At 55.0% G+C, this 11,803-nt stretch carries 12 protein-coding genes and 1 riboswitch; of the genes, 4 read left to right on the top strand and 8 right to left on the bottom strand.

Translation table 11 applies throughout. From position 1 onward, the window contains the following. The first annotated feature begins 317 nt into the window (after nucleotides 1–317). Both purH and purD read left to right on the top strand, forming a co-directional pair. On the top strand, nucleotides 318–1,907 hold the full coding sequence (gene purH, locus OGX91_RS07625; protein ID WP_286625857.1) for a bifunctional phosphoribosylaminoimidazolecarboxamide formyltransferase/IMP cyclohydrolase: 1,590 nt from the start codon (nucleotides 318–320) through the stop codon (nucleotides 1,905–1,907). A gap of 15 nt (nucleotides 1,908–1,922) precedes the next feature. Next, on the top strand, nucleotides 1,923–3,212 hold the full coding sequence (purD, locus tag OGX91_RS07620) for a phosphoribosylamine--glycine ligase (protein ID WP_040230811.1): 1,290 nt from the start codon (nucleotides 1,923–1,925) through the stop codon (nucleotides 3,210–3,212). Here the strand turns inward: purD and zraR are convergent. Further along, nucleotides 3,209–4,534, bottom strand: coding sequence for a sigma-54-dependent response regulator transcription factor ZraR (zraR, locus tag OGX91_RS07615; RefSeq protein ID WP_286625856.1), 1,326 nt, complete (start codon nucleotides 4,532–4,534; stop codon nucleotides 3,209–3,211). The genes purD and zraR overlap by 4 nt on opposite strands. 5 nt (nucleotides 4,535–4,539) lie before the next feature. After that, entirely contained in the window at nucleotides 4,540–5,925 is a 1,386-nt protein-coding gene (gene zraS, locus OGX91_RS07610; RefSeq protein ID WP_182289562.1) for a two-component system sensor histidine kinase ZraS, read from the bottom strand. 263 nt (nucleotides 5,926–6,188) lie between these two features. On the opposite strand from zraS, the gene zraP reads away from it, so the two are divergent. Next, nucleotides 6,189–6,614: a zinc resistance sensor/chaperone ZraP gene (zraP, locus tag OGX91_RS07605; protein WP_286625858.1), complete on the top strand. Its 426-nt coding sequence runs from the start codon at nucleotides 6,189–6,191 to the stop codon at nucleotides 6,612–6,614. Nucleotides 6,615–6,637: 23 nt separating this feature from the next. Here the strand turns inward: zraP and OGX91_RS07600 are convergent, their stop codons facing one another. From OGX91_RS07600 to nudC, 6 genes are all read right to left on the bottom strand, one after another. Continuing rightward, nucleotides 6,638–7,330, bottom strand: a complete 693-nt coding sequence (locus OGX91_RS07600) for a DUF1481 domain-containing protein (RefSeq protein ID WP_005132858.1) — start codon at nucleotides 7,328–7,330, stop codon at nucleotides 6,638–6,640. Between the two features lie 11 nt (nucleotides 7,331–7,341). Then, nucleotides 7,342–7,614 (bottom strand): nucleoid-associated protein HU-alpha, encoded by a 273-nt coding sequence (gene hupA / locus OGX91_RS07595; RefSeq protein ID WP_001044509.1) that lies wholly within the window; start codon nucleotides 7,612–7,614, stop codon nucleotides 7,342–7,344. Nucleotides 7,615–7,800: 186 nt separating this feature from the next. Next, nucleotides 7,801–8,391, bottom strand: coding sequence for a YjaG family protein (locus tag OGX91_RS07590; RefSeq protein WP_003842015.1), 591 nt, complete (start codon nucleotides 8,389–8,391; stop codon nucleotides 7,801–7,803). Nucleotides 8,392–8,424: 33 nt separating this feature from the next. Then, nucleotides 8,425–9,105, bottom strand: coding sequence for a deoxyribonuclease V (gene nfi / locus OGX91_RS07585; protein ID WP_005132865.1), 681 nt, complete (start codon nucleotides 9,103–9,105; stop codon nucleotides 8,425–8,427). Further along, nucleotides 9,105–10,169, bottom strand: coding sequence for a uroporphyrinogen decarboxylase (gene hemE, locus OGX91_RS07580; RefSeq protein ID WP_005132867.1), 1,065 nt, complete (start codon nucleotides 10,167–10,169; stop codon nucleotides 9,105–9,107). The genes nfi and hemE overlap by 1 nt, the downstream gene beginning before the upstream one ends. Nucleotides 10,170–10,219: 50 nt before the next feature. Further along, nucleotides 10,220–10,993 carry an NAD(+) diphosphatase gene (gene nudC / locus OGX91_RS07575; RefSeq protein ID WP_005132869.1) on the bottom strand — a complete coding sequence of 258 codons (774 nt, stop codon included), beginning with the start codon at nucleotides 10,991–10,993 and terminating at the stop codon, nucleotides 10,220–10,222. Between the two features lie 96 nt (nucleotides 10,994–11,089). Here nudC and OGX91_RS07570 point away from each other — a divergent pair, with 96 nt between their 5' ends. Beyond that, a complete protein-coding gene (locus tag OGX91_RS07570; protein WP_005132871.1) occupies nucleotides 11,090–11,578 on the top strand; it encodes an Rsd/AlgQ family anti-sigma factor in 489 nt (162 codons plus the stop codon). Between the two features lie 51 nt (nucleotides 11,579–11,629). Next, nucleotides 11,630–11,752: riboswitch (TPP riboswitch) on the top strand. Nucleotides 11,753–11,803 lie beyond the last annotated feature (51 nt).

The following is an 11,803-nucleotide window of genomic DNA, read 5'->3' as shown; positions in this document are numbered from 1 at the left end:
CTCAGCCCGCAACCCTTAAATGACAGAAAAATGACTGACTGCTGCATTCCACAGCAAAACACCGCCTTATACCCATTTACACACAGAGTTATCCACAAAAATAAGGATCTCTTTCGCGAGCCACCTGGTTTTATCCCTCATCATATAGAGATGAAATAATGGAATTGAGGGAAAGAGAAAAATTCGCGAGCGTTGCGCAAACGTTTTCGTTACAATGCCACCGCACAACAAGGATGCCCCGTAAGGGGCGTTAGTTGAGTTTTTACGCAAGAATTCACCTAACGCTCTCTGTAATAGTCAAATCCAGGGGATTTACCATGCAACAACGTCGTCCAGTCCGCCGCGCTCTGCTCAGTGTTTCTGACAAGGCCGGTATCATCGAATTCGCTCAGGCACTTTCCGCACGTGGTGTGGAGCTGCTTTCAACAGGTGGCACTGCCCGCCTGTTAGCAGAGAAAGGTCTGCCAGTGACCGAAGTTTCCGATTACACCGGTTTCCCGGAAATGATGGATGGACGCGTGAAGACCCTGCATCCAAAAGTCCACGGCGGCATTTTGGGCCGTCGCGGTCAGGATGACGGAATAATGGAACAACATGGTATCGCGCCTATCGATATGGTGGTTGTTAACCTGTATCCATTCGCCGAGACCGTCGCCCGCGAAGGCTGCTCGCTGGAAGATGCGGTGGAGAACATTGATATCGGCGGCCCGACCATGGTGCGCTCCGCTGCCAAGAACCATAAAGATGTGGCTATCGTTGTGAAGAGCAGCGACTACGACGCCATTATTAAAGAGATGGATGCCAACGATGGTTCTCTGACCCTCGACACGCGTTTCGATCTCGCGATTAAAGCCTTCGAACACACCGCCGCCTACGACAGCATGATCGCCAACTACTTTGGCAGCATGGTTCCGGCCTATCACGGCGAAAGCAAAGAAGCCGCCGGTCGCTTCCCACGTACGCTGAACCTGAACTTCATTAAGAAGCAGGATATGCGCTACGGTGAGAACAGCCACCAGCAGGCAGCCTTCTATATAGAAGAGAACGTCAAAGAAGCGTCCGTTGCCACGGCGCAGCAGGTACAGGGAAAAGCGCTCTCCTATAACAACATCGCTGATACCGATGCCGCACTGGAGTGTGTGAAAGAGTTCAACGAACCGGCCTGCGTGATCGTTAAGCACGCGAACCCATGCGGCGTGGCGGTAAGTACCTCTATTCTTGACGCTTACGATCGCGCCTACAAAACCGACCCGACCTCCGCATTCGGCGGCATCATCGCTTTCAACCGCGAGCTGGATGCTGAAACCGCGCAGGCGATTATCTCCCGCCAGTTCGTGGAAGTGATCATCGCGCCATCCGCCACAGCAGAAGCACTGAAAATTACCGCAGCCAAGCAGAACGTTCGCGTGCTGGTCTGCGGCCAATGGGCGCAGCGCGTTCCGGGCCTGGACTTCAAGCGCGTGAACGGCGGCCTGCTGGTTCAGGACCGTGACCTCGGTATGGTGAGCGAAGCTGAACTGCGCGTGGTAACCAAACGCCAACCGACCGGGCAAGAGCTGCGTGATGCGCTGTTCTGTTGGAAAGTGGCTAAATTCGTGAAATCCAACGCCATTGTTTACGCCAAAGAGAACATGACTATCGGCATAGGCGCAGGCCAGATGAGCCGCGTGTACTCCGCCAAAATTGCCGGGATTAAGGCCGCCGACGAAGGCCTGGAAGTGAAAGGATCCTCTATGGCGTCCGACGCTTTCTTCCCGTTCCGCGATGGGATTGATGCCGCTGCTGCCGCGGGCGTGACCTGCGTTATCCAGCCTGGTGGTTCTATCCGCGATGACGAAGTGATTGCCGCTGCCGATGAACACGGTATCGCGATGGTATTCACCGACATGCGCCACTTCCGCCATTAATTCACGGAGCAGACGATGAAAGTATTAGTCATTGGCAACGGCGGGCGCGAGCACGCCCTGGCGTGGAAGGCGGCGCAGTCTCCGCTGGTTTCCACCGTCTTTGTCGCACCGGGTAATGCCGGAACCGCACTGGAGCCTGCGCTACAAAACGTGGCCATCAGCGTGACCGACATTCCTGCGCTGCTGAGCTTTGCCCAGAACGAGAAGATCGATCTGACCATCGTTGGCCCGGAAGCGCCGCTGGTGATTGGCGTGGTCGATGCGTTCCGCGCCGCTGGCCTGAAGATCTTCGGGCCAACCGAAGGCGCCGCGCAGTTGGAAGGCTCCAAAGCCTTCACCAAAGATTTTCTCGCCCGTCACCAGATTCCGACGGCGGAATATCAGAACTTCACCGAAGTTGAGCCTGCGCTGGCTTACCTGCGTGAGAAAGGCGCGCCAATCGTCATCAAAGCCGACGGTCTGGCTGCCGGAAAAGGCGTTATCGTGGCGATGACGCTGGAGGAAGCCGAAGCCGCCGTGCATGACATGCTGGCCGGTAACGCGTTTGGCGACGCGGGCCATCGTATCGTTATCGAAGAGTTCCTCGACGGTGAAGAAGCCAGCTTCATCGTGATGGTCGACGGCGAGCACGTGCTGCCGATGGCCACCAGTCAGGACCACAAACGCGTCGGCAATGGTGATACTGGGCCGAACACCGGCGGGATGGGGGCCTACTCCCCTGCTCCGGTAGTGACTGACGAAGTACACCAGCGCACCATGGAACGCATCATCTGGCCAACCGTAAAAGGCATGGCGGCGGAAGGTAACACCTACACCGGTTTCCTCTACGCGGGTCTGATGATCGACAAGCAGGGCAACCCGAAGGTTATCGAGTTCAACTGCCGCTTCGGCGATCCGGAAACCCAGCCGATAATGCTGCGCATGAAATCGGATCTGGTGGATCTTTGCCTCGCCGCCTGCGACGGCAAGCTGGATGAGAAAACCTCCGAGTGGGACGAACGCGCCTCGCTGGGTGTGGTCATTGCCGCCGGCGGTTATCCGGGCAATTACAATACTGGCGATGAGATCCACGGTCTGCCGCTGGAAGACGTCGCTGACGGTAAGGTGTTCCACGCGGGCACCAAACTGTCTGCTGACGATCGCGTGCTGACCAACGGCGGCCGCGTTCTGTGCGCTACCGCACTGGGTCACACCGTGGCAGACGCGCAGAAACGCGCCTACGCCCTGATGACCGACATCCATTGGGACGGCAGCTTCAGCCGTAACGACATCGGCTGGCGCGCCATCGAACGTGAGCAAAACTAACGGCTGAGCTTAGCCAGCAGCGTTTTGCGCGTAATACCTAACTGACGGGCGGCTTCGGTTTTATTGCCGCCCGTTTTTTCCAGCGCCGCCAGAATCACCTCTTTTTCGACATCCACCAGCGGTTGGATCTCGCCACTGTATTCCGTTTTTATCGGCGTCGCAGCAATCGCCAGCGGCAGCTCGCGTTCAGAAATATATTCCCCCGTCAGCAGGACTACCGCGCGCTCAATCGCATTTTCCAGTTCGCGAATATTTCCCGGCCAGTCGTAGTGGATCAGCTGGTCCATCGCCTGCGGAGTAAAGCCTTTCACCGCTTTTCGGTTACGCGCGGCAAAACGCTGGAGAAAATGTTCGGCCAGCAGCGGAATATCTTCCCGACGCTGGCGCAATGCTGGCATTTCAATGGTGACGACGTTCAGGCGATAGTAGAGATCCTGGCGAAAGCGCCCGGCACTGACTTCCTCCGCCAGATCCCGGTGCGTGGCGGCGATCAGCCGGACATCAACCGCAATAGTCTGGTTGCTGCCAACCCGCTGTACTTCTCGCTCCTGGATAGCTCGCAGCAGACGCACCTGCATCAACGGTGAGATATCGCCAATCTCATCAAGAAACAGCGTGCCGCCATCAGCTTCCACAAAGCGACCTTCCCGGCGTTTATCCGCCCCGGTAAACGCCCCTTTCTCGTGACCGAACAGCTCGGATTCCAGCAAAGATTCATTGAGTGCCGCGCAGTTCAGTGTTACCAGCGGCTTATCGCTGCGTGCGCTGCTGGCATGTAGCGCACGGGCCACCAGCTCTTTGCCCGTCCCGGAGTCTCCGTGGATGAGCACCGTGGCGTCCGAGGGCGCAACCATCGCAATTTCACTGAGCAACTGCTGCATCGCCGGACTGCGACCAATCATGCCAAACTGCGCCGCCGACGCTGACGGCAATTCAGCACCCGTTTCCCGCCTGTGCGCGAGCGCCTTCTCCAGCGTCTCCTGCAGCCGGTCAAAGTCCAGCGGTTTGATTAAGTAGTCCAGCGCCCCTGTTTTCAGCGCCTCAATGGCGGTCTCCACGCTGGAGAACGCCGTCATGATCAATACCGGAATCGCCGGATTCAGCGCTTTAATCTCTTTCAGCGTAGCGATACCGTCCATCTCTGCCATGCGCACATCGCACAGCACTAAATCAAATACACGTTCGCGCACCTGTTCCAGAGCCGCGCGCCCGCTATAGGCCAGCGCGACCTCATAACCCCAGCCGCGCAGCAGCGCCTGTAAAATGGTGCAGTGGCTAATATCGTCATCCACCACCAGAATAGTGATTTTTCCGCGCGTCATCCTTGTTAGTCCTGTTGTTTCGCTTTGGTCGGCAGCCAGAGAGTAAAGACCGCGCCTTTGCCCTCAACGCTTGCCACCTGAATGGTACCACCGTGCTGTTCGACTATGTTCTGCACAACCGCCAGCCCGAGGCCGGTTCCGTCAGCTTTGGTCGTAAAGTAAGGCGTAAAAATGGCCTCCAGCTGTTCCGCTGCAATTCCCTTTCCGCTATCGGCCACCACAATTTTAACGCGTTCGGCGCTGCATTCACTCGCTTCAACCGTAATCGTGCCCTGGCGGCCAATCGCATGAATGGCATTCAGATACAGATTCAACAGGACCTGCGTTAGCCGGTCAGGATCGGCCTGAATGGTTGGTAGTGCAGGATTTATCGTAAACCGTAACTGAATCTCCCGACTTTGAGCATCCTGGCTTACCAGATGCAATGAGTGAGTGATGACCTCATTGAGATCCACTTTCTGGAGCGCAAGGTGCGCGGGCTTCACCAGTTCAAGGAGTTCACTCACCACCCGATTTAAGCGGTCTGCCTCTTTCGCCATGACCTGCGCCAGCTCGTGCGACTCGCCTCCTGCCGGAGTACGTTCGGCAAAATACTTTGCCAGACCTTTGATAGAAGACAGCGGGTTACGAATTTCATGTGCAACCCCTGCCGCCAGATGCCCAAGCGCCATCAGTTTTTCTTTACGCTTCATCGCATCCTGCAGTTCTTTGTACGAACGCTGATAGCGCTGATACCAGAAAAAGGTCAGCACGGTGGCCAGCAACACGGCTGCCAGCGCGGACAGGACAATCAGGGTGTTACGCCACTCTCTGGCCTGAGTCGCTGCCAGTACGCTGGCATCAAAGGCGATAAATATGGTTTGTGCAGGGATGTTAAGCCGTCCGTCATCGCTGGCGCAACGCGCCATGCCATGACGTCCTGGACCATACGTCGGCTGAAACTGGCGATAAATTTCCAGAGCCGGCGTGTTTTCACCGTTCCCCACTGGAATATCAATATTTCGCCAGCTTTCTTGTTCTCCGGGATTAAGCTGCCGCAGGACATCCGGTGAATAGAGCGTTTTCCCGACCATCGCGGAATTGCTGTGAGTGATAATGACGCCATGCTCATCAACAACGGCAAACCATAGCACGCCGGGTTGTACGGCCATTTGTTCCAGCAGCGTCTGCTGTTGAGCATGATGCATGCGCATCCCCATACCTACGCGCGTACCAGACTCCAGAGCACGGATCAGCACGCTGCCTTTTTCCAGTAGCGTTTGCCGTGCAGCACCGCTTTCCCGCCCATAGTCCCGGATAGTCATAATCGAAAACCAGCCAACTAAAATCAGGATTGCCGCCAGCAAGAGTCGGCTCAACCACTTTGCCGCCGTGTCTTTATACAGACGCATATGCTCTCCCTTTCCCACCGTTTCCTTTCGTCGTTTCAGGTATACAGCAGAAATCATGCCATTTTTTACCCCGGATAACCCTGCCCTCAGACACAAACCGCTGAAAGTACCGGGTAAAAATGACCCGCTGGTTACGCCCGGGCGAGTCATTTTTACTCGCTTTGCACCAGGCAAACCACGCGTGATGCCCGTAGGACGGAGATCTCCGGTCTGGCACGGAAGATGCAACAAGGAATGTAAGATAACCAACAGGAGAACGAATGATGAAACGGAATAATAAACTGGCGCTGATTGTACTCTCGCTGATTGCTCTGGGTTCCACCCCGGCGCTGGCACAACATCACTGGGGGTATGGTGATGGTATGCAGCAGCGGGGCGGTGCGCCTATGACCAGCGAACAACAGGCGGCCGCGCAGAAAATCTATGATGATTACTACGCGCAGACCAGCGCCTTACGGCAACAACTGACATCTAAACGCTACGAATACAATGCGTTGCTAACAGCCAGTTCGCCAGATACTGCAAAGATTAATGCGGTAGCAAAAGAGATGGAGTCGTTGAATCAGTCGCTGGATGAGCAGCGCGTTAAGCGCGATGTCGCAATGGCGCAGGCGGGCGTACCTCGCGGAGCCGGAATGGGCTACGGCGGATGCGGCGGTGGTGGCCATATGGGAATAGGTCACTGGTAACAGTATTGCCTGATGGCAGATTATCAGAAGGTTTTGGCTGTAGGCTGCCAGTGACAAAAATCTTCATTAGCGACCAGCAGTAGCTGCGACCCTTCGGGCGCTTCCAGCCATGCCACGCTCACCTCTACGGATGAATGGCTCTGGCGGCGCTCAATATGGTTTATCGCCCACGATTCCAGATCGGGCTTCAGCGTTTCACCCTCACAGGTCGTGACCGTGTGATTCGCATGCCAGCGTCCCTGACGCAATATCACCCGTCCCTGACGCAACGCATCGCTGGTCTGGCGGATTTGATCGGCGCGATAGCGGTAAAGCGCGATTTGATCGCTGGAAAGCTGCTGCTTAAGACCGTCGACTTCACGCTGCATGAAACTCAGTTCGCCCCGGTCATCGAAGCGTATACGGACATGTTCCGGCGGTTTACTGTAAGTGTTGAGTTCTATCAAAGTGAGCGTATCACCCTGCCAGCGGTATTCACTGGTGGTGGTATCGCCTTTACGCCACGGACTAAATACCGAGAGCAAGTGAACATCGTCGCTGGAATCTTTACGCCAGACGCGTACCGCCCCCTGCTCGCCAACATAACCGCTGGCCGTGAACGGAGGAAGTTCGGAATGACGACTACAGGCCGACAGCAACAGCACACCTGAAAGCCAGAGCGTATGACGCCAGATGGACAAAAGGGGCGAAACCGCCCCTTCGTTAAAACTGTTCACTGCCACGCGAATTACTTAACCGCGTCTTTCAGTGCTTTACCAGAAACAAATGCCGGTACGTTAGCTGCGGCGATTTTGATTTCTTTACCGGTCTGCGGGTTACGGCCAGTGCGCTCAGCACGGTGGTTCACTTTGAAGGTACCGAAACCAACCAGTTGTACAGCATCGCCTTCTTTCAGAGACTCAGTAATAGCAGCCAGAGTGGATTCCAGAGCAGCTTTAGCCTGTGTTTTAGACAGTTCTGCTTTGTCTGCAATTACATCAATCAGTTGAGTCTTGTTCATAAGTTATCCTTACAATGTGTTTATCGCTTGCTAAGCATCGAGTGCGACGGAAATGCCAGAAAAGCACTCTCCTGCATACACGCACCGATAGCCACTTTTTTTCGCCCCCCAAATGTAGACCAGACGGGGGGCGGATGGGAAGCCTTCAGGCACGACAAATCAGGCGTTAAATCACGTTTTGTTGTGTCATTGCTGAAAATTTATACCAATATTGCTCTCGCCAGCCTCGCGCAGGTCTGCTCGCAGCCCTTTTATCAGCTCAATATCGCGTTCTTCACAGTCAGCCAAAAGTCGGAATATTTCCCACTGAATATCCCATTCTTGCTCAACAGCAGGGTTTTCTTTTAGCTCTTCATCGGTCATTTCGCGACCAGCCTGGGTCATTTCCAGCATCGCTACTGTGGTAATTGAAGCCTTACTGACTTCAATCGCGTGTTCCAGCGTTTCGCCACTCAGACGTGAATGCATCAGTTCGCTTAATGCCACGCAGGCATCAATCGCAGGATAAACACCGTACAGATCGTAATCATCTGCCGACGGGATAGCCTCTTCAAACTTTTCCAGTTGGCTGTCGAAATTGATTTTGGCATCTTTAACCGTCAGCGCTTCCCAAATCAAATCCAGGATTCGACGATAAATCTGCCCATCGCCAAATTCAGTTTGCTTGCAGAACATCGCGTAGTTGGGATACATGCGTTCGCACAGGCAGGCCATAAACGTAACGTGCTGCCAGCTTTCCAGCTTCTCCAGACGCAAGTGAATCGGGTTTTGTAACATGATGAGCTCTCAAATACGGAAATTAGCCGCAGTTTACCCGATATGGGGCGTTTTGGCTGCAAGCCGCGTAAAAGCCGGGCGTTCAGATGCCACCGCATCTGCCCAGCGCGTTGGTTCCGGCAGACGATAGCCGTTCATACAGCGTTGTACCCATGCCAATGAGCGGTCCAGGCTCACGCGATGACCCGTAGAGATAAACAACGGGTTACAGCGTGCTTTGCTGCGCCAGACCCACGCCAGCTGTTCGCCTTTATCCAGCAACGGCGCTAACGCTCCGGGTTCGGCAGCGAGCGGATCAAACTTGCCGCACAACCGTTTTTTCGCCACGCCAATCGTCGGGACATCCACCAGCAGACCAAAATGGCTGGCTACGCCCAGGCGACGCGGGTGAGAGATACCGTGACCGTCAACGAACAGCAGATCAGGCTTGTGCGAGAGCTGCTGCCAGGCGGCCATCAACGCGGGTGTTTCACGAAAGGAGAGAAAGCCTGGAATGTAAGGCATGGTGGTGGCGATTCGCGCCACCTTGTATTCAACCAGTTCCAGCGTAGGGTATTTCAGCAGAACCATCGCGGCCCGCGTCACTTCGCCGCCCTGCTCAAACCCCACGTCCGCTCCGCCGATCAGATCCGGCGGATCGTTCTGCAGGCGATCCTCGCGGATCACTGAAGAGGCCAGTTCAAGCTGCTGCGCGCGCAGCGACGCGAGATCCATTAGCGGTGGTACTGCGACGACAGGCGATGTACCGCCTCGACAAAGACGCCCGCATGTTCTGGCGGTACGTCCTGATGAATGCCATGGCCCAGGTTAAAGACATGACCTTCACCCTGACCAAATCCGGCCAGAATCGTCGCGACCTCTTCTTCGATACGGGCTGGCGGCGCATACAGCATGGACGGATCCATATTGCCCTGCAGCGCCACTTTATGACCCACACGACGACGCGCGTCGGCAATGTCAGTGGTCCAGTCGAGGCCTAACGCATCACAGCCGGTTTCTGCCATCGCTTCCAGCCACTGGCCGCCGCCTTTGGTGAACAGCGTCACCGGTACACGACGACCGTCGTTCTCGCGCAGCAGGCCATCGACGATTTTGTGCATGTAGTACAGGGAGAACTGCTGATAGTCACGACCGGTCAACACGCCGCCCCAGGTGTCGAAAATCATCACTGACTGCGCGCCCGCTTTGATCTGCGCGTTCAGGTACAGCGTGACGCTCTTCGCCAGCTTATCCAACAGCAGATGCAGCGCTTGTGGATCGGCGTACATCATCTTTTTAATCACGGTGAAGGCCTTGCTGCTACCACCTTCGACCATATAGGTCGCCAGCGTCCACGGGCTACCGGAGAAACCGATCAGCGGCACCTCACCTTTCAGTTCACGGCGAATCGTGCGCACCGCATTCATCACGTAACCCAGCCCATCTTCCGGGTCCGGGATCGGCAGTTTGTCGACGTCAGCCTTGCTGACAATCGGCGAGGTAAAGCGTGGGCCTTCTCCGGCTTCAAAATACAGCCCGAGTCCCATCGCATCGGGAATCGTCAGGATATCCGAGAAGAGGATCGCGGCATCAAGCTTATAACGACGCAGCGGCTGCAGCGTGACTTCGCAGGCCAGCTCGGCATTTTTGCACAATGCCATAAAATCGCCCGCCTCGGCGCGCGTGGCTTTATATTCCGGTAGATAGCGGCCCGCCTGGCGCATCATCCATACCGGAGTGACATCAACGGGCTGGCGCAGCAGCGCACGCAGATAACGATCGTTCTTCAGTTCGGTCATTTTTGCAGTTCCTTATTGCGTCAGTCCATCAGTGTATCATCACTCGTTCTTTACTCGTACTCAGCCCGACACATTGCCACAGTGTCTTCAATTAATCGACGCGCGACGGTGCCTGGCGGGGGAAGCAGCGGTAAATCGTCGTAGCGATACCAGTTCGCTTCCAGCAGTTCTTTCGGGTCGATAACAATCTCCCCGCTATCATACTCTGCCATAAATGCGGTCATCAAAGACTGTGGGAACGGCCACGGCTGAGAAGTGACATAGCGCAGGTTTTTCACCTTAATGCCGCTCTCTTCCATGACTTCACGTGCCACCGCCTGCTCGAGTGTCTCGCCCACTTCGACAAAACCCGCCAGCACGGTATGCACGCCATTGCGATGGCGAACGTGCTGGGCCAGCAGAATGGAATCATCACGACGAATAGCAACGATAATGCAGGGGGCAATTTGCGGGTAGTAGCGTTCCCGGCAGTGGCTGCACAGCATCGCCCATTCCGTTTTACTTGGGTACATCGTGTGCCCGCAGTAGCCGCAGAATTTATGCGAGCGGTAAAACTCGGCCAGCTGTACGCCACGTCCGGCCAGTTGAAACAGGCCAACATCCTGGTCAATGACCTGGCGCACTGACCCCATATCGTGTCGACGTTGCTGCTGCACCAGCCAGACCGTCTCCCCTTCCCATTCGCCGATAGGAAGTGCGCGCTGCCCGATCAAATCAAAACGTGCTGCGTCGCCGTGAGGCAGTTCGCCATGAGGCAACCATAACTTTTGCTCATGGCTGACAATCCACCAGCCGCTATCTAATTTTTCAATTATACGATCCATATCTCTTGCGCAACCTTTGCTTCACAGGCATGTTGTTTACATTATTTTTACATTTATGGGTGAGCAGTTCCTAAACACCATCTTGCGGAGTCAATCATGCTAAACCAGCTGGAAAGCCTGACGGAACACGTCGGAGGAAGTAATAAACTGGTTGATCGCTGGCTACATGTACGTAAGCACCTGCTCGTGGCTTACTACAATCTGGTTGGCATTAAGCCTGGCAAAGAATCGTACATGCGGCTCAATGAAAAAGCGCTGGATGATTTTTGTCAGAGCCTGGTCGATTACCTCTCCACCGGACACTTCAGTATTTATGAACGTATTCTCCATAAATTGGAAGGGAACGGGCAGCTTTTAAAAGCCACAAAAATTTGGCCGCTACTGGAAGCCAACACACAACTGATCATGGACTACTATGACACCAGTCTGGAGACCGCCATTGATCATGATAACTTCCTTGAATTTCAACAGGCTTTATCAGATATCGGCGAGGCGCTGGAGGCCCGATTCGTGCTCGAAGATAAGCTGATCATGCTGGTATTTGATGCGATGCACGAGAGTGGCACTCTCAAACGTCCTGCTTGAGATTTGTCGCATTAACGCGTAGTTTACATTCATTACCTCTAAGACAGAGGTTACTTCTTGTCGGAGTGCTTATTTTCCACAACAGCATGAGTGGAAAAGGCTGAGACCGTTAATTCGGGATCCGCGGAACCTGATCAGGTTAAAACCTGCGAAGGGAACAAGAGTCAATCTGCAATAGCATCGCCCCCGGGCGAGCTTATCTCTTGCTTCATCCGTCGTCTGACA

The organism is Citrobacter sp. Cpa228 (assembly GCF_030333085.1).
Lineage (GTDB): Bacteria > Pseudomonadota > Gammaproteobacteria > Enterobacterales > Enterobacteriaceae > Citrobacter > Citrobacter pasteurii.
This window is presented reverse-complemented; position numbering and strand designations above follow the sequence as displayed.

Excerpts from the sequence above, each read along its gene's own strand:
- purH (WP_286625857.1), top strand. The coding sequence starts at position 318 with ATGCAACAACGTCGTCCAGTCCGCCGCGCTCTGCTCAGTGTTTCTGAC.
- purD (WP_040230811.1), top strand. The coding sequence starts at position 1,923 with ATGAAAGTATTAGTCATTGGCAACGGCGGGCGCGAGCACGCCCTGGCG.
- zraR (WP_286625856.1), bottom strand. The coding sequence starts at position 4,534 with ATGACGCGCGGAAAAATCACTATTCTGGTGGTGGATGACGATATTAGC.
- zraS (WP_182289562.1), bottom strand. The coding sequence starts at position 5,925 with ATGCGTCTGTATAAAGACACGGCGGCAAAGTGGTTGAGCCGACTCTTG.
- zraP (WP_286625858.1), top strand. The coding sequence starts at position 6,189 with ATGAAACGGAATAATAAACTGGCGCTGATTGTACTCTCGCTGATTGCT.
- hupA (WP_001044509.1), bottom strand. The coding sequence starts at position 7,614 with ATGAACAAGACTCAACTGATTGATGTAATTGCAGACAAAGCAGAACTG.
- OGX91_RS07590 (WP_003842015.1), bottom strand. The coding sequence starts at position 8,391 with ATGTTACAAAACCCGATTCACTTGCGTCTGGAGAAGCTGGAAAGCTGG.
- nfi (WP_005132865.1), bottom strand. The coding sequence starts at position 9,105 with ATGGATCTCGCGTCGCTGCGCGCGCAGCAGCTTGAACTGGCCTCTTCA.
- hemE (WP_005132867.1), bottom strand. The coding sequence starts at position 10,169 with ATGACCGAACTGAAGAACGATCGTTATCTGCGTGCGCTGCTGCGCCAG.
- nudC (WP_005132869.1), bottom strand. The coding sequence starts at position 10,993 with ATGGATCGTATAATTGAAAAATTAGATAGCGGCTGGTGGATTGTCAGC.
- OGX91_RS07570 (WP_005132871.1), top strand. The coding sequence starts at position 11,090 with ATGCTAAACCAGCTGGAAAGCCTGACGGAACACGTCGGAGGAAGTAAT.